Below are 19,443 nucleotides of genomic sequence, written 5' to 3'. Positions count from 1 at the left end.
CGTTGTCCCGTGGACCGTCCGCCGCGCGCCGCTCGCACTCCGTGTGGTCCTGCGGTTGTGCGGTCCGGCGGGACGGGGCTACCCCGCGCGGAGAGTGAGCAGGGTGATCTCGCTGGGGGCGAAGATCCGGAACGGCGGCCCCCAGAAACCGGTGCCCCGGCTGGTGTAGAGCTGGGTCCGGCCGTGCCGGCGCAGGCCCTGCACCACCGGCTGGTCGAGCCGGACGAGGTAGTGGAACGGCCACATCTGCCCGCCGTGGGTGTGCCCGGAGAGCTGCAGGTCGACCCCGGCCGCGACGGCGTCGTCGATCTGCTTCGGCTGGTGCGCCAGCAGCAGCACGGGCAGGTCCGGGTCGGCACCGGACAGTGCGGCGGCGTGGTCGGCCCGGTGCCCGGCCGAGCCGGAGGACGCCGCCGTGCGGTCGTCCACCCCGGCCACGACCAGGCCGGCACCGTCCCGCCGGACCACGATGTGCCGGTTGTGCAACGGCTCCCAGCCGAGGTCGCGCATGTGGTCCAGCCAGCCCTGGGCCTCGCCGAGGTACTCGTGGTTGCCGGTCACGTAGGTGCGCGCCAACCGGGCCCGGACCTCGCCGAGCGGCGCGGCCTGGGCTCGCCGGCGGGCCACCGAACCGTCGGCGATGTCGCCGGTGTGGCAGACGACGTCGGCGTCCAACTCGTTCACCTTCGCGATCGTCCGGGCCGACCAGCCGGCCCGGTCGATCGGGCCGTAGTGGGTGTCGGTGATCAGCACGACCCGTAGCCCGTCGAGACCGGGTGCCAACCGGTCGAGGGTGACGTCGACCCGGCGTACCCGGGGGACGCGCATCGCCTCGACGTACCCCCAGAGGGCCAGCACCGCCGAGACGGCGAGGGTGCCGACGGCGACCAGCCGGGAGCGGGCCGGGTCGGCGACGCCGACCGCGGCGAGGGCGAGCCGCGCGACGTTGCCGAGCAGCGCCCAGACGAACAGGATCCAGACCAGGCCGAGGATGGTGTCGCCGGTACGGGCGGCCCAGTCACGTTGCCGGCGGCCGTGACCGAGGTACATCAGCACCGGGAACGCGACCAGGGTGACCGCGAAGACCGCGCTGCCGGCGGCGGCCAGCGGCGCCGGCCACTGGGCCCGCCCGGTGGTCAGTGTCCACCATGGAACGCCGAACAGCAGGGCGAGGATCGCGACGAGGGTCAGCAGGGATGCGATGGGGCGCAACGAGCGTCGCGCCGGCCGGGCCTGTACGGCGTCGCCAGCAGTCATGACCGTCCTTCGGGTCGAGTCCGTGAAGCATGGCACGGCCGGACCACCGTCGACCACGTGCGGATTGACGTGGGCTGCCCGCTGACCGCGTCGGCGGTCCGGCGGCGCTGCTGCCATGCTGGGTGGATGAGGCACGGATGGTGAAGCCACGGCCGGCGGCCGGTGGTGGGCGCTGGGTGGAGATCTCGCCGGAGCGGCTGCGCGGCTGGTTGGACGGCTTCTACGGCCGGCACGACGGGGCCACCGAGGACGGGCTCACCCTCACCGGCGCGAGCAACGGCGACCGGGCCACCCTGCACCCGCCACCCGGACTCGACGCGGTGGCCGACATCGACGCGCTGCTGGCCGCGCTGACCCGGCCGCCCCGGCTCGGTCTGCTGCTGGTCCGCCGGGGCGCCGTCGCCGTCGGGGTCGCCGACGGGACGAAGCTCGTCGCGTCCAAGGTCGACCGCCACTACGTGCAGGGCCGCACCGCGGCCGGCGGCTGGTCGCAGCAGCGCTACGCGCGGCGCCGGGACAACCAGGCCGACGCCGCCGCCGGGCGGACGGCCGACCTCGCGGCGCGGGTGCTGCTGCCGTACGCCCCCGGGACGGCCACGGACCCGGACACCGCGATCCGGGCGCTGGTCTGCGGCGGCGACCGGGGCATGGTCGACGCGGTGCTCGCCGACCGGCGGCTCGAACCGCTGGCCGCGCTGCGCCACCCGCACCTGCTGGAGGTCGCCGAGCCGCGGCTGGCCGTGCTCGAAGCCGCGGCGGTCACCGCCCGTCGGGTCCGGATCCACCTGGTGCCCTGAGGCACGCGTACGACCGCGTGGATCCCGTTCCGGTCCGCCCAAGCCCGCCCGGGTGCTACCGCGGACCGGGTGGCCGGCGTACCGCGATCGCGGTATGCCGGCGCGCCGCACGTCGGATGGCCGACGGTCGCGCGCTGCCTAGCGTCACAGGCATGAATCTCATCGGTACGAACGCGGTGAACATGTCTTCGGCGGCCACGGTGATCGCCGGCGGCTGCCTGGTGGCGGCTCCGGCGATCCAGGCCGGGTCGACCTTCTTCTGGCGGGACCAGTACCAGGGGACGGTCGCCGGGGCCCTGATCGTCGTCGCCTCGGTCTGCTGGATCGTCGGGCTGGTGGCGGTGTTCCGCGCGATCGAGCACCGGGTCCCGCGGTACGCCGCCGTCGGCCTCCCGCTGGCCGTCTACGGTGCGATCGGCGGGGTCTGCTTCGGGGTGCAGGGCATCCAGGAGGAGTTGTTCGGCGTGCCGCACAGCGAGGCGGTGAGCCTGGTCAATCTCCACCCGCTCGCCGCGTACCTGGCGTTCTGGTTTCCCGGCCCGCTGTTCCCGCTGTCGCTCTTCGTGCTCGGCCTGGTGCTGGCCCGCCTGCGCGCCGTGCCGCCGGCGCTCGGCGTGCTGATCAGCGTCGCCGCGGTGGTGTTCCCGGCCAGCCGCATCCCCCGGGAGCCGATGGTCGCCCACCTGGCCGACCTGCTGCTCCTGGTGCCGTTCACGGTCCTCGGGGTGCGCATGGCCCTGGCCGCCCGGCGTCCGGCGGTCGACTAACCGGACCGCCCGGACCGGCGGTAGATGGTGATCGAGTGGCCGACCTGGTCGACCGGGGTGCTGCTGGCGATCAGCGCCCGCAGCCGGTCGTCGGCCTTGTCGATCCAGGTGCGGGACACCACCACCACGCCACGCACCTGGTCCGGCGGGACGCTGAACGGGTCACCCGCGTCGATGCCGTACCAGGACGGCACGCCGGCGCCCTTGTAGACCAGCCAGATCCGCTCGCCCGGGTAGCGCTGCCGCAGCCGGTCGGCCAATCGGCCCAGGTCCTGCCCCCAGTCGACGTTCGAGTCGTGCAGCCGCAGGTACGTCTTCTCCGGGCCGCCGAACGCCTCGTTCGAGTAGGGCAGGTAGTACGGGAACGCGCGTACCGTGCTGACCGCGACGGCGAGCGCCAGCAGGCCCGCGGCGACGGGTGCCCACCGGCGCCGGACGGCGAGCGTGCCGGCCGCCGCCACCGCCAGGAAGACCGGTACGAAGATCGCGTACCGGACGCCGAGGTCCCGCGACCCGGTCGCCGCCGCCACCAGCAGCACGGCGGTCGGCATCAGCAGGTACGCCGCCGCGGGCCGCAGCCGGGGGAGCGCCACCAGGGCCACCGCGCCGACCAGCCACAGCGCCAGCGCCCCGAGCGGGGTCTTCACCAGCAGCGCCACCGGCAGGTAGTACCACCGGGAGCCGAGGTACTGCTGACCGAACAGGAACCCGCCCCAGGTGGTGTCCTCGAAGCCGAACTGCACCCGCATCCCGTCCCGGTAGGACGGCGGGAACGGCAGCCGGTCGACGAGCAGGGCGCGCAGCCCGTCCACCGTCGGCAGCCCGGCCGGCGGGGTCCAGCGCAGTCGCGGGTCGACGGCGAGGTAGCTGAGCCACACCACGCCGACCGCCAGCAGCGCCACCCCGGCCGCCGCCCCCACCCCCAGCGCGAGCCGCCGTCCGGCGTCGCCGGGCCGCCCGGACCCGCCGTCCGTCGGGCCGGCGCCGGGTCCGTCCGTGACGGTCGCGGTGCCGGGCCGCTCCGGAGCGGCCGCCGGGGCCGTGCCGTCCGGCCCGGGACGGGTGGCGGACCAGACGGACAGGACGGCCAGGAGCAGCAGCACCGGCGTCACGGCCAGCGCGGTCATCTTGGTGGCCAGGGCCGCGCCGAGGGCCAGCCCGGCCAACGGCAGGTAGCGGACCGGCCGGCGCCGGGCCCGCCACAGCGACCAGGCCGCGACCAGCAGGAAACCCGCCACCGGTACGTCCAGCCCGGCCAGTGACCCGTGCGCGATCACGTCCGGCGAGAGGGCGTACAGGGTCAACGCCAGCAGGCCGCCCACCGGGCCGGTGACGTCCCGGGCGAAGCCGTACACGACCAGGCCGAACAGCAGGGTCAGGACGATCATCGGCAGCCGGGCCAGCAGCATCACCCGCCACGGGTCGTTGCCCGACTCGTACAGCACCCGCCGGCCGAGCGCCGACTGGTCGCCGGCGAACCCCGGGTCGAGGGTGGGCCGGTCGAAGGCCAACCCGGTCGCGATGATCAGTTTGGCCAGCGGCGGGTGTTCGGGGTTGTACCGCACCTCGTGCTGGTGCAGGTACGCGGTTGCCGTGCCGACGTACACCGGCTCGTCGATCGTGGGGGTCTGCTGTACCGCGGCGGTGACCATCGCGAACGCCATCCCGGCCAGCAGGATCACCACCGCGAGGGGCCGCGCCCACCGCGGCGGCGGGCGCAGGGCCGGGAAGGGAGCCGTCCGGTCGGTGCGACCTCGCGACAGAGAGGTGGTCAAGGCTTGCGGCCGACCGCGCCGAGGATGTCGCCGGCGGGCGGGTTTCCGGCGGTCAGCCGCAGGGTGTAGGAGCCGGCGTCCCGGCTCATCGTGACGTGGCTGCACGACTGGAACGTGATCCACAGGCCGAGGCCGCCCTCGGCACCGTCGCGGGTCGGCAGCAGGCCCGCGAACGGGTCCTTCGGTCCCTCACCGCAGTCGCTGACCGTGACCACGATGCGATCGTCGGCGGTCCAGTAGCGCACCCGTACCGGCGGGCACCCGTAGCGGTGCGCGTTGGTGACCGTCTCGCTGACCGCCACCACCAGGTCGTCCACGTCGTCGGCCGGCAACAGCCCCCGGTCGACCTCGCGTACCCCGTGCCGCGCCCGGGCCGGGGACGGATCGGTCAGCTCCAGGGCCGGCGCGGTGAGCTGCACCGGGTCCGGCGGTCCGGGACGGTTCTCCCGCAGGAAGAGCAGCGGGTCGGTGTAGTGCGGACTCGGTTCCCGCCGGCCGTCGGCGGTCGCGATCCACGGGTGGGTCCGGCCCACGTCGGCGAGCACCGCCGCGGGGGCGAGTCGCCGGTCGTACGTGCAGAGGCACCACACCGGGAACTCGTCGAGCGCGTGGTTGACCGCCGACTCGTACCGGGCCCACCAGTCCCACGTCGAGCCGAAGTGGGCGGGCGGCAACTCACCGACGATCCGGACCCGCCGGGCCCCGGACGCCCGGTAGCCGGCCAGCAACTGCTGGTACGACCGGATGGCCGAGGCGGGCCCGGTGTACATCACCCCGCCGGTGGCCAGGGAGACCTCGACCCCGGCGGGCAACGCCGACCGGACCAGGGCGGCCCGGCGTTCCCCGAGGGAGAGCACGGTCGGCTCGTCCGCGGCGATGCCGTCCGTCAGGAACGGCACCGCGACGGCGAGCAGTTCCTCGTCCGAGTCGTAGCAGATCGCCTCGTGGTGACAGCCGTGCCGGCCGGCGGCGGGGTCCGTGCTCAGCACGCCGCCTCCACCCGGACGCCCGGCAGGTCCAGCAGTTCGACGAGCCGCGTCGCGGCCGATCGGGAGGTGCGCAGCACCGCGGTCGCGTGCCGCCCCCGGGCGAAGTCCTGCAACAGCAGCAGGGACCGGTGGTCGACGTACCGCAGGCCGCTGGCGTCCAGCACCAGCCGGCCGTCGACCGGCCGCGGATCGACCCGGTCCAGGGCCTGCGCGAACAACTCGTGGGTGGACGGGTCCAACTCGCCGGTCAGCGCGGCGCAGCCGGCGTCCGGGTCGCAGGCGTGCAACCGGAACAGGGCCGCGTCGACGTTGGTCTCCTGGTGCAGGCAGGCCAGCTCCACCAGGATCCGGTCGTCGAGCCGGGTCCGGTCGAACGCGCACAGCCCGGCGAGCGGTCGGCGCTGCATCTCCCGGTCGACCACGTGCTCGTACCGCGCGAAGGCTTCCAGGGCCGCCGGGGTGCGTACCAGCGAGGTGCAGTCGGCGACCACCCGGAGGCCGGCGTACCCGTCGGCCAGGGCGGTCTCGGCCGCCGCGACGAAGACGGCGGCCTGGGCTTCCGGATCCACGGCCGCACCGGCGTCGTAGGTGGCGTTCAACGGGACGATCCGGGCGGCGCCGCGCCGGAACCCGTCGGCGAGCACCCGCGCCCCGCGCAGCCGTTCGGCCACCGGGTCGGGCGGGTCGGGCGCGGCGTACCAGACCTGTTCGCCGGCGGCGAGCCCGTCGGCCAGGAACTCCCGGGCCCGGGCCGCGAGCCCGGCCGGATCGTCGTAGGCCCAGCAGACGTGCCCGTACGGCCGCGTCGGCCGCGGGTCGTCGTCGGTCGGTCTGGACCGGTCCACCTGGACAGTCTAGGCGCTCCCGCGCCGGTCGTCGCCGGCCGTTGCCGGGCGGAGGCCCCCTACCGGCCATCGGCGGCACCCGTTCCGCCGATGGCCGGTGTTGCGGCCGCGACGACAATGAGTGCCGAGGCGGGCTCGTGACCCGTCCCCGCATCGTCGTGGAGGGGCGGCATGAGCGAGCGGAGCGAGCGTCCGGTTGGCACGGCTCAGGTCGGCTCGCAGCGGAGCGGAGAGGCGGCATGAGCGAGCGGAGCGAGCGTCCGGGTGGCATGGCGCAGGTCGGCTCGCAGCGGAGCGGAGAGGCGGAATGAGCGACTGGCAACTGTCCGGTTACACGCCCGTCCGTCGGCTCGGCGCCGGCGCGTCGGGCACCGTCGTGCTCGCCACCCACGACGCGACCGGCACGCCGGTCGCCATCAAGTACCTGGTCCGCGGCCTCGGCGACGATCCGTCCTTCCGGACCGCCTTCCGGCAGGAGGCGCGGCTGCTCGGTGAGATCGACGATCCGCACGTCTCGCGGCTCTACGAGTACGTCGAGTCCGCCGAGGGCGCGGCGATCGTGATGGAACTGGTCAACGGGGTGTCGCTGCGCCAGATACTGCGCGAACACGGCCCGACCAGTCCCGAGTCGGCGCTCTGCGTGCTCAGGGGTTCACTCGCCGGGCTCGCCGCCGCGCACGCGCACGCTGTGGTGCACCGCGACTACAAACCGGAGAACGTGCTGGTCACCGGCGCGGGACTGAGCAAGCTCGCCGACTTCGGCATCGCCCTGCCGGTCGGCGAGGACTCCGGCGCCCGGGTCACCGGCACGCCCCGCTACATGGCGCCGGAGCAGTGGACCGGTGCGCCGGCGAGCCCGGCCTGCGACATCTACGCGGCCACCGCCACCTTCTTCGAGTGCCTGACCGGCCGACCCCCGTACGACGGGCAGAACCTGTTCGCCCTGCACGAGCAGCACACGAACGCGCCGATTCCGACCGACCCGGCCCCGGAACCGGTGCACGACCTGCTCCGGCGCGGCCTGGCCAAGCAACCCGCCGACCGGCCGCAGTCCGCCCAGGTGTTCCTGGAGATCCTCGACCGGGTGGCCGGCACGGCGTACGGCCCGGACTGGGAGGAGCGGGGGTTGACCGGGTTGGCCCGCCGGGCCGCGCTGCTCGCCGCGCTCTGGCCGTTCCCGGACGGCACCGGTGGGGCCACCAGCCTCGCCGGCACCACGCTCGGCGCGGGGACCGCGGCGACGCGTACCCTGCGGAAACTGTTCCACGGCGGCCGGAAGCGGACCGCGCTGGCCGGCGGGGCCCTCGTCGCGGCGCTGCTGATCGGCGGCGCCGGCTATCGCTACGCGGCCCAGGACGCCCCGGCGCTGGCCGGCGGTTCGGCCGCGACCGGCCCCACCGGCGCCGCCGCGCCGGCCGACCTCGGGACGCCGACGCCGGACCCCACCCCGGCCTTCGGTCCCACGCCGACCACGTCCGCCGTCCCCACCCCGACCGCGACGGCCACGGCCGATCCGTCCGCGTCGACCGTGCCGACCCGCCCACCGGTACGGACCACCGCCGCGCCCCCGCCCGGCACCTCCCCGCCACCACCGCCGGACACCGTCGCCCCGAAGGTCGGCCCGGTGGTCGCCGACCCGACCGAGCTGAGCCGGAGGGCTGCCCGTACGGCATCCAGACGAGCACCGTCACCGTCACCGTGGACGACGACCGCAGCGGTCCGGCCGCGCTGAAGGTCACCTTCCAGTACACCGTGGGCGGCGCCACGCCGACCGTGTCGATGGCCTCGGTCGGGAAGAACGCCTTCCGGGGCACCCTCGGCCCGCTGAAGATGCCGAAGTCGAGCACCCGCATCCCGGTCCGGGTCACCGCCACCGACGCCGCCGGCAACTCCGCCACCTCGGCCTCGCCGGTGTACGTCACCCTCTACAACTACTGCACCCCCGGCTGAGGAGTACGACGTGCCCGCTGCCCAACCCGCCGTCGCGCCCCGGGGACGGCTCGGATGACCCGGCCGGACGAGCCCACCGAGGCCCTGCCCACCCGGGCAGTGCCGCCGCGAGCCGATCCGGGAGCCACCGTCAACCTCGACGGGACGGTGTCCCTGGACCGCACGGTGTCCCTGGACGGCACGGTGTCCCTGGACCGCACGGTGTCCCTGGACCGGACCGGCACACCGTCGGTGCCGGCCACCGTCCACGGCGCGCCGACCGTGGCACCGACCCGGCCGGTCACCACGGGCTACGACGCGACGGCCGGGGCGTACCCCGGGGGTGGGGTGCCGCCGCGCGACGCCGGACGGCCGACGTCCCAGGGTGAGTTGCGCTTCGGGCCTGGAGTGCCGGCCGCGGCGCCGGGCGCCCCCGCCTGGCCGGCCGCGGCCGCGCCGCGTCGTCCGCGTCCGTTGTGGCGGCGGGTGGTGTCGGCGCTCTCCGCACTGGTGACCCTCGCGCTGGTCGCGGTGGTCGGGCTCTACCTGTGGGAGCGGCTGAGCCCGCTCGAGGTGCGGGGCGTCACCGTGGCGGTGCCGCAGCCGGCCGGCGACCGCTGCGACGTCACGGTCGACGTACTGGCCACCGTGACCACGAACGGCCGCAGCGGGGTGATCCGTTACCAGTGGCTCCGTTCCGGCCAGCCGCCCGGCCCCCTGCTCGACGAGCGGGTCGGCCGCGGCCAGCGGACCGCCGTGCTCACCCTGAGGTGGACGTTCAGCGGGGTCGGCAGCACCACCGGGACCGCCACCGTCAACATCGTCGAACCGTCCCCGGCCCAGGCCGGCGCCCAGCTCACCTACCGCTGCCCGGGCCGCTGACCGCCCCTCGCCGCCGCGCGGTGCGGGTCAGGTCGACAGCGGGAGCCAGGCCAGGACGCGTTGGACGGCCTCGTCCCAGTAGGCCCAGTCGTGCGCGCCGGGGGAGAGGTCGACCTCGACCGGTACGCCCCGGGCCTCGGCCGCAGCCGCGAACCGGACGGTGTCGGCGTGCAGGTGGTCCTCGGTGCCGCAGGCCAGCCACAGCGCCGGCAGTTCCGCCGGGTCGGCCCGGTCCAGCAGCGTGAACAGGTCGTCGTCGCTGCCGGCGACGGGCCGGTCGCCGAAGACGGTGCGCCAGATCGCCGGGTCCAGCGGCCGCTGCGGGTCGGCCGTCCGACGGGCCAGGTCCAGCGCGCCGGAGAGGCTGGCCGCGGCGGCGAACCGGTGCGGCGCGCGCAACGCCCAGCGCAGCGCGCCGTAGCCGCCCATCGACAGGCCGGCCACGAAGGTGTCCTCCCGGCGGTCGGACAGCCGGAAGAAGGACCGGCACAGCTCGGGCAACTCCTCGCTGAGGAAGGTCCAGTACCGGTTGCCGTTCGCCTCGTCGGTGTAGAAGCTCCGCGCCACCTGCGGCATCACCACGGCCAGCCCGAGCGGCGCGACGTACCGTTCGATCGAGGTACGCCGCAGCCAGATGGTGTCGTCGTCGCTGAGGCCGTGCAGCAGGTACAGCACCGGCGGGTCGCCGTCGCGGGTGGCGCCCGACATGCCGATCTGGGTTGCGGTCCGCTGCGGCAGCAGCACGGTCATCGAGGTGTTCAACCCGAGCGTCTCGGAGAAGAAGTCGCATCGCATCAGCGCCATGCCCCGCCACGGTACGCCAGATCTCCGCCCACCCTCCGTGTCGGACCGGTTGCGTCGGGGGAGCCTCGTAGAATGCCCCGCCATGGATTCCCTCACCGACGTGCCCGCCGGGGCGCCCCTGGACGTGCTGCGGCGGATCTTCGGCTACGACACCTTCCGGGGTAACCAGCAGGAGATCATCGAGCACGTGGTGGCCGGCGGGGACGCGCTGGTGCTGATGCCCACCGGCGGCGGCAAGTCGCTGTGCTACCAGATCCCGGCGCTGGTCCGGCCCGGCGTGGCGGTGGTGATCTCGCCGCTGATCGCGCTGATGCAGGACCAGGTCGACGCGCTGACCGCGGTCGGCGTCCGCGCCGGCTTCCTCAACTCGACCCAGGACTACGAGACCCGGCGCGGGGTGGAGAAGGCGTTCCTCGCCGGTGAGCTGGACCTGCTCTACCTGGCCCCCGAGGCGCTCGGCGGCCGGGGCACCGCGCAGTTGCTGGACCGGGGCCGGGTCGCGCTGTTCGCCATCGACGAGGCGCACTGCGTCGCCCAGTGGGGCCACGACTTCCGGCCCGACTATCTCGGCCTGTCGATGCTGCACGAGCGCTGGCCGGACGTACCGCGGATCGCCCTGACCGCGACGGCGACCAGCGCGACCGCGGCCGAGATCGCCACCCGGCTGGACCTGACCGCGGCCCGGCACTTCGTCGCCAGCTTCGACCGGCCCAACATCCAGTACCGGATCGTGCCGAAGCGGGAGCCGCGCAGGCAGCTGCTGGAGTTGTTGCGCGGTGAGCACGCCGGGGACGCCGGCATCGTCTACTGCCTGTCCCGCGCGTCGGTGGACAAGACGGCCGAGTTCCTGGTCGCCAACGGCATCCCGGCGTTGCCGTACCACGCCGGCCTGGACGCGGCCACCCGCGCCGCGCACCAGCAGCGCTTCCTGCGCGAGGACGGCCTGATCATGGTCGCCACGATCGCCTTCGGGATGGGCATCGACAAGCCGGACGTCCGGTTCGTCGCGCACCTCGACCTGCCGAAGTCGGTCGAGGGCTACTACCAGGAGACCGGCCGGGCCGGCCGGGACGGGCTGCCGTCCACCGCCTGGTTGGCCTACGGCCTGCAGGACGTGGTGCAGCAGCGCAAGATGATCGAGACGTCCGACGGTGACCTGGCCCGCCGTCGGGTGCTCGCCGCCCACCTGGACGCCATGTTGGCGCTCTGTGAGACGGTCGGCTGCCGCCGGGTGCAACTGCTCAACTACTTCGGCCAGCAGGCGCAGCCGTGCGGAAACTGCGACACCTGCCTCAGCCCGCCGGAGTCCTGGGACGGCACCGAGGCCGCGCAGAAGCTGCTGTCGACCGTGCTGCGGCTGCACCGGGAACGCAACCAGAGGTTCGGCGCCGGGCAGAGCATCGACATCCTGCTCGGCCGGAGCACCGACAAGGTCACCCAGCACCGCCACGACCAGCTCAGCACGTTCGGCATCGGCACCGAGCTGAGCGAGGCCGAGTGGCGTGGGGTGGTCCGGCAACTGCTGGCCCAGGGGCTGCTCGCGGTGGAGGGCGACTACGGCACGCTGGTGCTGACCGACACCAGCGCCGAGGTGTTGAGCCGGCGACGCGACGTACCGATGCGCCGGGAGGCGGCCCGGCCGGCGGCTGGGTCGCGGGCCGCAAAGGCGAAGACGAAGTCGGCCGCCGCCGCGGCCGTCGAGCTGTCCGCCGAGGCCGCGCCGGTCTTCGAGCGGCTCCGCGCGTGGCGCGCGGCCACCGCGAAGGAGCAGGGCGTCCCGGCATACGTGATCTTCCACGACGCGACGCTGCGGCAGATCGCCGCCGAGCCGCCGTCCTCGCTGGCCGAGTTGTCCCGGTTCAACGGCGTGGGGGAGAACAAGCTCGCCAAGTACGGCGAACAACTCCTCGCGGTACTCGCGCGGGGATGAGCCGGTGCCGGCCGGCTCGGGCGTAGGCTGCTCGGGTGGATCACGAAGACCGGATCGCCCTGTTCCTGGACTACGAGAACCTGGCCCTGGGCGCGCGGGAACACCTGGGCGGGATGGCCTTCGACATCCGGCCGATCGCCGACGCGCTGGCCGAGCGGGGCCGGGTCGTCGTGCGCCGGGCGTACGCGGACTGGTCGTACTTCGACGACGACCGGCGGATGCTGACCCGCTCGCACGTCGAACTGATCGAGATGCCCCAGCGGATGGGCGCCTCCCGCAAGAACGCCGCCGACATCAAGATGGCGGTCGACGCGGTGGAGCTGGCCTTCGAGCGCGAATACATCTCGACCTTCGTGATCTGCACCGGGGACAGCGACTTCACCCCGTTGGTGCACAAGCTGCGCGAGCTGAACAAGCGGGTGATCGGGGTCGGGGTGGAGAAGTCCACCTCGGCGCTGCTGCCGCCGGCCTGCGACGAGTTCCTCTACTACGACCGGCTGGAGGGTGTCGAGGTCCCGCCGCCGACCAAGGCCCGGCGCGGTCGGGCCGGCAAGGCACCCGCCGCGGAGACCCGGCCGGAGCCCGAGGCACCGCGGACGGTCGAGGAGCCGCCGGTGGTCGAGGAGCCGGTACGCGACGTCGACACCCTCGCCGTCCTGGTCGCCCAGACCGTGGCCGGCCTGCAGGGCAGTTCCAGCGGCGCGGTGACCGCGTCGACGTTGAAGCGCACCCTGCTGCGCAAGGACCCGACCTTCAGCGAGTCCGACTACGGGTTCCGCGCCTTCGGCGAACTCATGCGGCATCTCGCCGGACGTAACGTGGTGGAGTTGGCCGAGGGTCCGGCCAAGGGCGACCCGGAGGTCTCGCTGCCCGAGCACGGTGACCGGGAGGTGGCGTTCGGGGTGCTCCGGTCGGTGGTCCAGGACCTGACCCGCGGCGGCGGCGCCGCCGCACTGTCCGGCCTGAAGAACCAACTGCTGCGGGTACGCCCCGACTTCAGCGAGAAGAAGCTCGGCTACCGCAGTTTCCTGCAGTTCTGCAAGGCGGCCGCCACCAGCGGCGCGGTCGGACTGGAGTGGAGCCCGGAGGCGGACGACTACCTGCTCACCGTGTGATCCGTCGGCTCGCCGTCCGCTGGACCCCGCGGCCCGCGCCGCCGGCTGACCCGGCCGTTCCCGCCGCCCGGTGAGTCGGCGGCGCGACACCGCCGGCCGGGTCAGTGGCGCGAGCGGCGGGTGGCCGGCGGGGAGATACGCACCCGCTGATGGACGGGGCGGGTTTCGATGTCGCCGAGCTGCCCGGTCACCGTGCTGCGCAGCTCGTCGTAGTCGTCGAAGGCGTAGTCGTGGAAGAGGGTGTAGCCCGCCCACATCAGGTTGGCGCACACCTGCGGCGGCACCTTGCCGGTCGCCGCGCCCATGCCGACCAGCGCCACCGACGCGATGCTGCCCGGCTCCCGCTGGTTCTGCATGTGTACGGCCTGGAAAGCGGCGGCGCAGGCCAGTGCGACGTTCAACGTCTCGCGGACGTTCTCCACCGACTGCTGCATGGTCGGCGTCGAGATCAGGAACTTCGGGTTCGCCGCGCCGGACGGCACGCAGACGGCGCTGCCGATCGGCAGCGAACCGCCGAACCGGTCCCGGATGGCCCGCTGGACGCGAAGTTGGATGCCGGCGCCGAGGTGCCGCTTGATGGCCGCGTCCACCCCGCCGTTCATCGCGCCGTGCGAGTTGGTGGGGCTGACCCAGGCGTCGACCTGCTGGTTGATGATGGAGCCCTTGACGATCTCCACGTCCGGGCTGTCGGCGAACGCGCCGAGCCAGGACTGCACCACCTTGGCGTTGATGTCACTGAGGACCACCCGCAGGCCGGTCGGTACGGGATGGACGGACATGGGCTCACTCCGGTCGTCGTCGAGGGGTCTTGGACGGTCCGCACGTTACCGGCCCGGTACGACACAAGCGGTGCGGGTGTTGTCGGGGCTGTCGCATAAGGTCTCGCGGCAGCCGGAGGGCGACGCCGGCCCACCGGACGCGCACCAGGATGTGCTGAGAGGACACGGAGCCGACGATGAGTGACAGCAACGTTCCCACGCCGCCCCACCCGGACGACCCGCTTGCCCTGACCGAACTCTTCGCCGGCGGCGGCGAGCCGTGGCTGCCGCTGCTGAAGCCGGTCGTCGAGCGGCAGCCGAACGCGGCCACGTTCATCGGGCCCGGGCGCGGACCGAACGTGGTACCGGTGCGGGAACTCACTTTCCAGGCGCTCAAGCCCCATCCGCCCGAGAAGTGGAAGGTCGTCGTCTTCGGCCAGAACCCGTACCCCCGGCCGGAGAGCGCCACCGGCATCGCGATGTTCGACAACACCTTCCACAACTGGCAGGACAGCCAGTTCGGCCGGGTGGTCAGCATCCGCTGCATCATCAAGGCCGCGGCGATGTGGAAGTACGGCATTCCCAAGAGGACCCCGATCGCCGACATCCGCGCCCTGCTGAGGAAGAACGACACCGTGCAGCCGCCGGAGTGGTTCCAGGCGATGCTCACCCAGGGCGTACTGCTGTTGAACGCCGCGCTGACCGCGAGCAGCGACGGGGCGCTGGCCACCGACCAGCACACCGGGTTCTGGCGGCCGGTGGTCGAGCGGCTGATCGAGGAGATCCTGCGGGCCAAGCAGCACGCCACCGACGAGGCCGACCGCGGCGTGGTGTTCGCCTGGTGGGGGGCGCACGCCCGGAGCCTGAAAAACGTCGTGCTGCGGTTGCAGAAGCGGTACCCGGCAGTGGCCGTCCGCCACATCGACCACCCCAACCCGGCCGCGCAGGGCGACATCTTCTGCGACGGGGACCACTTCGCCCTGGTGAACGACGCCCTGCGCGGCCTCGGCGCCGACGACATCGACTGGTTGCCCAGCAAGGGCTGGAACAGCGGCCGGGTCGGCGGTCCCGAGGCCGGCACGGCCGGCCGGATGGGTGAGTTCATCGCGTCCACTATGGAGCTGCACAAGCTCTACCTGGAACGGCTCGCCAGCGTCAAGGACGAGGGCCTGGCGCTGCCGGCCATCACGGGCGTCTTCGACACCCCGCTGATGGACTTCCCGCAGGCGCTCGCCCCGGTCACCAAGGTGCTGTCCGGCCTTGACTGGCAGGTGCAACGGTCGCACGAGTTCGGGCTCCAGCAGGCGGACGACAGGCCCGACGTGCTGTCCGCCGCCGAGGCGGCGGCGCTCCACCTCTACACCTGCGAGTCGGCGTTCTACCGACAGATCAACGCCACCCTGCGGAACCCGGACCGCGGCCGGATCGCCCCGTACCTGCCGTACCTGCGGTTGCTCTTCTCGGCGGTGTCGCGGCTGCCGGTGCGCACCGAGCCGTTGTGGCGCGGGGTGGCCCTGGACCTGCGGGCGCAGTACCCGGTCGGCCGGACGGTGACCTGGTGGGGCGTCTCGTCCTGCACGTCGAAGCTCGGTGTGGCGCAGGGCTTCATGGGTGGCCGGGGCCGGCGGACGCTGTTCGAGGTGACCCCGGTCCGGGCGGTCGGCATCCGCCGGTTCTCCGCGTTCAGCGGCGAGGAGGAGTTCATCCTCGCCCCCGGCACCCAGCTCGCGGTGACCGACGTGCGGGCCGAACGCAACGGGCTGTGCACCGTGCGGCTGACCGAGCTGACCGAGCAGAACATGGTGGCCTGAGCGCGGCCGCCGGCCGGGCGCCGCTGGTGGATCCGTATCGGGTTCGCAGCGGATCCGTAGCAACCGTTGCCAGAATTCGGCGAGTTTCGCCGTCGGCGACGGTGTCCGGGTCCTGAGCGGAGTGGTGGACGATGCCCGAGGAAACAACCACGTTACGACGGATGTGCTGGCTGTTCCCGGACCGGGAGTCGACCCGGACCGGCGCCAAGTGGGCGGCGGCCTTCTGGGACACGTACGTCGAGGTGGCCAAGGAACTCGACCTGTCCTGGGACCGGGTCGCCCCCGAGGCGGTGACGGTTGACGCGCTGGACCCGCACGCGCCGAAGGTGCACATCGACGGCGAGCCGGTCACCCCGGCCGACACCCTCTTCGTCACCTCGCTCTACTCGCTGCCCTACCAGGCGGCGGACGTGTTCAACCAGTTCACCCTCTACGCGGTGCTGGAGCAGGTCGGCTTCTACCTGCCGCACCCGCCGGCCCTGGCCGCGGTCTGCAACGACAAGCTGGCCACCATCCTGTTCCTGCGGGACTGCCCGATCCCGCCGATCCCCACCGTCCGGATCGGGTCCGGCCGGGACCTGGTCTACGACGAGTACGAGGCGGCCATCCGGGACCTGCCGTACCCGGCGCTGGCCAAGCCGGCCGGCTGGTGCGCGTCCCGGGGGATCAACCTGGCCCGCGACCCGCACGACGTACGGGGGCTGCTCAGCCTGGCCCAGGGTGGTGACACGACGCTGGTGTTCCAGCCGTACCTCGGTGCCGGCACCGCGGACTACCGGGTGCACCTGGTGGACGGCGAACCGGTCACCGTGCTCGTCCGTACGCCCGGCGACGGCGCGCTCTACCCGCAGTTCACCACCGGCGGCCGACTCCGGTACGCGCCGCTGCCCGACGAGCTGACCGAGGCGGTCGCCTGGATGGCGGAGAAGCTGCCGGTGCCCTTCCTCTGCGTCGACTTCCTGCACGACGGGGAGCGGTTCTGGCTGTCCGAGATCGAGTTGGACGGCAGCATCATGTGCCCGGACCCGGGCTCGCCGGAGGCGGTCCGCACCCAACGGGACCTGATCCGGGCGCGCTTCGAGGCGTACCGGCGGGGGCACGCGCGCCGGCTGGCCGGCGCCGCGCCGGGCGCCGCATGAGAACAGCAGCCGCACCGGACCGAGCCGGCCGGGAGTCACTCGGCCGGGAGTTCAACCTGCTGTGGGCCGGCCAGACGGTCAGCAACGTCGGCGACAAGATCAATCTGTTCGTCGTGCCGACCGTGATGATCCTGGTGCTGCACGCCTCGCCGTTCGAGGTGGGCCTGGTCAGCATGGCGCAGTACCTGGCGATCCCGCTGCTCAGCCTGGTCGCCGGGATGCTGGTGGACCGGTGGGACCTGCGGGCCACGCTGATCACCTGTGACCTGGTCAGGTTTCTGCTGATCGGGCTGCTCCCGGTCGCCTACTGGCTGGACTTCCTCTCCGTACCGCTGCTGTTCGTCGTGGTGGCGGTGTCGAACGCGACCTCGGTCTTCTTCAACATCGGCTACACCGCCACCATCGCGTCCATCGTCCGCCCCGAGGGGCGGGTCAGGGCGTACGCGAACCTGGAGACCAGCCGGACCACCTCGGAGGTGATCGGGCCGGCCATCGCCAGCGGCCTCTACCAACTGCTCGGCATGGCCTCGCTGCTGGTGGACGCCGTCACCTTCCTGTTCTCGGCCGGCAGCATCCGGGCCATGAAGCCGTACGGTGGCGGCGCCGGCCGGCGGGAGTCCATGTGGTCCCGGCTCAAGCAGGGCATCCGGCTGAACTGGACCGACCCGGTGCTGCGCGGCACCCTGCTCGGCACGCTGCTGGCCAACATCGGCGGGCCGATCTTCGTGACCGTGCTGCCGGTGCTGGCGTACCGGGGGCTCGGGCTGTCGGTCGGCACCCTGGGCCTGGCGATGTCGGTGGCCGCCGCCGGCGCGGTGGTCGGCACCCTGCTGGCGCCGCGGGTCAGCCGGCGGATCGGCGCGGCCCGGATGATGCCCTGGGCCATCTTCCTGCACTCGCTGGTCGGCCTGGGCATCCTCGCGGCGCCGGCGCTGCCGTCCGCCGTCGTCATCGGCGCGACGCTGGCCTGCTACGGCTTCTTCATGGTCTGGTACAACGTCAGCACCGCGGCCGTCCGGCAGGCCCGCGTCTCGGCCGCCGACCAGGCCGTCTCGCACGCCGCCTTCCGGACCATCACCTGGGGCGTGATCCCGCTCAGCGTCTTCGTCGGCGGCGTCATGGTCGAGTGGCTCACCGCCGACTTCGGGATCCTCGACGCGACCCGGATCACGATGGTGGTCGGCACGCTGATCGGCACCTTCTTCGCGGCCGTCCCGCTGGCCCCGCTGCACCGCATGCTGGCCCGCGAGCAGCAACGGGCCGCCGCCGCGGCCGACTCCGACGACACCCCCGTGCGGACGCCATGACGCCCGACACCGAACCGGTCGTGCTGATCACCGGCTGCTCGTCCGGGATCGGCCTGCGCACCGCGCTGGCCACCGCCGGCGCCGGCTTGACCACGGTCGCCACCATGCGCGACCCGGACCGGTCCGCGGGGCTGCGCGAGGCCGCCGCCGAGGCCGGCGTCGAGATCGACGTACGCCGGCTCGACGTCACCGACGAGACATCCGTCGCCGACTGCGTCGGGGCCGTGGTGTCGGCGTACGGGCGGCTGGACGCGCTGGTCAACAACGCCGGGATCGCCAACACCTTCCCGACCGTCGAGATGACCGACATGGCGACCTTCCGGGCCGGCATCGAGGTGAACTTCCTCGGTGTGGTGGCGGTGACCCGGGCCGCCCTGCCGCACCTGCGGGCCGCCCGGGGCCGGGTGGTCACCATCGGCAGCAGCCGGGGTCTGATCGCCCAGCCGTTCAACGAGGGCTACTCGGCGGCCAAGTTCGCCGTGGAGGGGTTCATGGAGAGCCTCGCCCCGGTCGCCGCCGGGGTGGGGGTGACCGTGACGATGGTCGAGCCGGGGCCGGTGCTGGAGACCGCGTTCGCCGCCAACGCCGGCGTCACCCGGGCGTCGCTGCTGGCCGACGCCGGCCCGTACGCGCCGGTGCTGGAGCCGTACCTGGACTGGGTGGTCCGGACCGGCTGGCCCGGCGCGCAGACCGCCACCGAGGTGGCCGAGGTGGTGCTGCGGGCGCTCACCGAGCCGGACCCGCCGTTGCGAATCCCGACCGGCGACTGGGTCCGGGAGTACGCCGGCCGCAAGTTCGTCGACCCGGAGGGCCGGGAGATCCTGGCGCTGACCCGCTCCTGGCTGGCCCGGCCGGAACCGGACGGTGCGGCGTGATCACCGCCGACGCCCGGGAGCGGTACGCCCGGGACCCGGCCTGCCGGCACCTGGGCATCACCCTCGACGAGGCCGGCGCCGGCCGGGCCCGGGTGCGGATGCGGGTGACCGAGGTGATGGCGAACATGCACGGCCTGGCGCACGGCGGCTTCCTGTTCCTGCTGGCCGACGCCGCGTTCGCGTACGCCTGCAACGCGGCCGGCCCGGTCACCGTGGCGCACGGGGCGCAGGTGACGTTCCTGCGGCCGGTCGAGGTGGGCGAGGAGTTGACCGCCGAGGCGGTCCAGCGGGCCCGGTACGGGCCGAACGGCATCTACGACGTGACGGTCAGCCGGCCCGGCGGCGAGGTGGTCGCCGAGTTCCGGGGCCACAGCGTGGCACTGGCCCGCCGTCCGACAACCGAGCAGGGACCGCCCGACCGTTCGACCAGGGACCGCCTGACCAATCGAGCAGGACCGCCTGA

The 19,443-nt window shown here is 73.5% G+C and carries 17 protein-coding genes and 1 pseudogene; 12 read left to right on the top strand and 6 right to left on the bottom strand.

Going from position 1 to position 19,443, the window contains the following annotated elements; genetic code table 11:
• Positions 1-78: 78 nt before the first annotated feature.
• Positions 79-1,257 carry a metallophosphoesterase gene (locus ACFOX0_RS26900; protein WP_377551030.1) on the bottom strand — a complete coding sequence of 393 codons (1,179 nt, stop codon included), beginning with the start codon at positions 1,255-1,257 and terminating at the stop codon, positions 79-81.
• 137 nt (positions 1,258-1,394) lie between these two features.
• Between ACFOX0_RS26900 and ACFOX0_RS26895 the strand changes: the two genes are divergently transcribed.
• Positions 1,395-2,054 (top strand): acVLRF1 family peptidyl-tRNA hydrolase, encoded by a 660-nt coding sequence (locus ACFOX0_RS26895; protein ID WP_377551027.1) that lies wholly within the window; start codon positions 1,395-1,397, stop codon positions 2,052-2,054.
• 152 nt (positions 2,055-2,206) lie between these two features.
• Positions 2,207-2,821 carry a hypothetical protein gene (locus ACFOX0_RS26890; RefSeq protein ID WP_377551025.1) on the top strand — a complete coding sequence of 205 codons (615 nt, stop codon included), beginning with the start codon at positions 2,207-2,209 and terminating at the stop codon, positions 2,819-2,821.
• On the opposite strand, the gene ACFOX0_RS26885 is transcribed toward ACFOX0_RS26890, so the two are convergent.
• From ACFOX0_RS26885 to ACFOX0_RS26875, 3 genes are all read right to left on the bottom strand, one after another.
• A complete protein-coding gene (locus ACFOX0_RS26885; protein ID WP_377551022.1) occupies positions 2,818-4,503 on the bottom strand; it encodes an ArnT family glycosyltransferase in 1,686 nt (561 codons plus the stop codon). The genes ACFOX0_RS26890 and ACFOX0_RS26885 overlap by 4 nt on opposite strands.
• Positions 4,504-4,592: 89 nt before the next feature.
• Positions 4,593-5,585: an anti-sigma factor RsbA family regulatory protein gene (locus ACFOX0_RS26880; protein WP_377551020.1), complete on the bottom strand. Its 993-nt coding sequence runs from the start codon at positions 5,583-5,585 to the stop codon at positions 4,593-4,595.
• On the bottom strand, positions 5,579-6,430 hold the full coding sequence (locus tag ACFOX0_RS26875) for an MEDS domain-containing protein (protein ID WP_377551017.1): 852 nt from the start codon (positions 6,428-6,430) through the stop codon (positions 5,579-5,581). The genes ACFOX0_RS26880 and ACFOX0_RS26875 overlap by 7 nt, the downstream gene beginning before the upstream one ends.
• A 307-nt stretch (positions 6,431-6,737) precedes the next feature.
• On the opposite strand from ACFOX0_RS26875, the gene ACFOX0_RS26870 reads away from it, so the two are divergent.
• The 3 genes from ACFOX0_RS26870 to ACFOX0_RS26860 are packed head-to-tail and all read left to right on the top strand — an operon-like array spanning position 6,738 to position 9,241.
• Entirely contained in the window at positions 6,738-8,162 is a 1,425-nt protein-coding gene (locus tag ACFOX0_RS26870) for a serine/threonine-protein kinase (protein WP_377551014.1), read from the top strand.
• Entirely contained in the window at positions 8,129-8,380 is a 252-nt protein-coding gene (locus tag ACFOX0_RS26865; RefSeq protein WP_377551012.1) for a hypothetical protein, read from the top strand. The genes ACFOX0_RS26870 and ACFOX0_RS26865 overlap by 34 nt, the downstream gene beginning before the upstream one ends.
• 54 nt (positions 8,381-8,434) lie before the next feature.
• A complete protein-coding gene (locus ACFOX0_RS26860; RefSeq protein WP_377551010.1) occupies positions 8,435-9,241 on the top strand; it encodes a hypothetical protein in 807 nt (268 codons plus the stop codon).
• A gap of 27 nt (positions 9,242-9,268) precedes the next feature.
• Here ACFOX0_RS26860 and ACFOX0_RS26855 read toward each other — a convergent pair whose 3' ends face one another.
• Positions 9,269-10,045, bottom strand: a complete 777-nt coding sequence (locus tag ACFOX0_RS26855; RefSeq protein ID WP_377551008.1) for an alpha/beta hydrolase — start codon at positions 10,043-10,045, stop codon at positions 9,269-9,271.
• A gap of 82 nt (positions 10,046-10,127) precedes the next feature.
• Between ACFOX0_RS26855 and recQ the strand changes: the two genes are divergently transcribed.
• Together recQ and ACFOX0_RS26845 are read left to right on the top strand one after the other, a co-directional pair.
• Positions 10,128-11,975, top strand: coding sequence for a DNA helicase RecQ (gene recQ, locus ACFOX0_RS26850; protein WP_377551005.1), 1,848 nt, complete (start codon positions 10,128-10,130; stop codon positions 11,973-11,975).
• A 35-nt stretch (positions 11,976-12,010) separates the two neighbouring features.
• Positions 12,011-13,090 (top strand): NYN domain-containing protein, encoded by a 1,080-nt coding sequence (locus ACFOX0_RS26845; RefSeq protein WP_377551003.1) that lies wholly within the window; start codon positions 12,011-12,013, stop codon positions 13,088-13,090.
• Positions 13,091-13,191: 101 nt separating this feature from the next.
• On the opposite strand, the gene ACFOX0_RS26840 is transcribed toward ACFOX0_RS26845, so the two are convergent.
• A complete protein-coding gene (locus ACFOX0_RS26840; RefSeq protein ID WP_377551000.1) occupies positions 13,192-13,869 on the bottom strand; it encodes a macro domain-containing protein in 678 nt (225 codons plus the stop codon).
• A gap of 176 nt (positions 13,870-14,045) precedes the next feature.
• On the opposite strand from ACFOX0_RS26840, the gene ACFOX0_RS26835 reads away from it, so the two are divergent.
• From ACFOX0_RS26835 to paaI, 5 genes and pseudogenes are all read left to right on the top strand, one after another.
• Entirely contained in the window at positions 14,046-15,659 is a 1,614-nt protein-coding gene (locus ACFOX0_RS26835; protein ID WP_377550997.1) for an ADP-ribosyltransferase domain-containing protein, read from the top strand.
• 131 nt (positions 15,660-15,790) lie between these two features.
• A complete protein-coding gene (locus tag ACFOX0_RS26830) occupies positions 15,791-16,798 on the top strand; it encodes an ATP-grasp domain-containing protein (RefSeq protein WP_377550995.1) in 1,008 nt (335 codons plus the stop codon).
• Positions 16,795-18,105 (top strand): MFS transporter, encoded by a 1,311-nt coding sequence (locus tag ACFOX0_RS26825; protein WP_377550992.1) that lies wholly within the window; start codon positions 16,795-16,797, stop codon positions 18,103-18,105. Before ACFOX0_RS26830 ends, ACFOX0_RS26825 begins: the two co-directional genes overlap by 4 nt.
• A complete protein-coding gene (locus ACFOX0_RS26820; RefSeq protein ID WP_377550990.1) occupies positions 18,102-18,980 on the top strand; it encodes an SDR family oxidoreductase in 879 nt (292 codons plus the stop codon). The genes ACFOX0_RS26825 and ACFOX0_RS26820 overlap by 4 nt, the downstream gene beginning before the upstream one ends.
• A pseudogene (gene paaI, locus ACFOX0_RS26815) lies at positions 18,944-19,354 on the top strand (hydroxyphenylacetyl-CoA thioesterase PaaI); the annotation flags it as partial. The gene ACFOX0_RS26820 and the pseudogene paaI, both read left to right, overlap by 37 nt.
• Between the last annotated feature and the right edge of the window lie 89 nt (positions 19,355-19,443).

It is taken from the genome of Micromonospora zhanjiangensis, assembly GCF_042650605.1.
GTDB lineage: Bacteria > Actinomycetota > Actinomycetes > Mycobacteriales > Micromonosporaceae > Micromonospora_J > Micromonospora_J zhanjiangensis.
The sequence above is the reverse complement of the archived record's forward strand: the minus strand, read 5'-3'. Positions and strand labels throughout refer to the sequence as shown.

Bases quoted from the DNA above. Each gene is read 5' to 3' on its own strand.
- ACFOX0_RS26900 (WP_377551030.1), bottom strand. From the start codon at position 1,257: ATGACTGCTGGCGACGCCGTACAGGCCCGGCCGGCGCGACGCTCGTTG.
- ACFOX0_RS26895 (WP_377551027.1), top strand. From the start codon at position 1,395: ATGGTGAAGCCACGGCCGGCGGCCGGTGGTGGGCGCTGGGTGGAGATC.
- ACFOX0_RS26890 (WP_377551025.1), top strand. From the start codon at position 2,207: ATGAATCTCATCGGTACGAACGCGGTGAACATGTCTTCGGCGGCCACG.
- ACFOX0_RS26870 (WP_377551014.1), top strand. From the start codon at position 6,738: ATGAGCGACTGGCAACTGTCCGGTTACACGCCCGTCCGTCGGCTCGGC.
- ACFOX0_RS26860 (WP_377551010.1), top strand. From the start codon at position 8,435: ATGACCCGGCCGGACGAGCCCACCGAGGCCCTGCCCACCCGGGCAGTG.
- ACFOX0_RS26855 (WP_377551008.1), bottom strand. From the start codon at position 10,045: ATGGCGCTGATGCGATGCGACTTCTTCTCCGAGACGCTCGGGTTGAAC.
- recQ (WP_377551005.1), top strand. From the start codon at position 10,128: ATGGATTCCCTCACCGACGTGCCCGCCGGGGCGCCCCTGGACGTGCTG.
- ACFOX0_RS26840 (WP_377551000.1), bottom strand. From the start codon at position 13,869: ATGTCCGTCCATCCCGTACCGACCGGCCTGCGGGTGGTCCTCAGTGAC.
- ACFOX0_RS26835 (WP_377550997.1), top strand. From the start codon at position 14,046: ATGAGTGACAGCAACGTTCCCACGCCGCCCCACCCGGACGACCCGCTT.
- ACFOX0_RS26830 (WP_377550995.1), top strand. From the start codon at position 15,791: ATGCCCGAGGAAACAACCACGTTACGACGGATGTGCTGGCTGTTCCCG.
- ACFOX0_RS26825 (WP_377550992.1), top strand. From the start codon at position 16,795: ATGAGAACAGCAGCCGCACCGGACCGAGCCGGCCGGGAGTCACTCGGC.
- ACFOX0_RS26820 (WP_377550990.1), top strand. From the start codon at position 18,102: ATGACGCCCGACACCGAACCGGTCGTGCTGATCACCGGCTGCTCGTCC.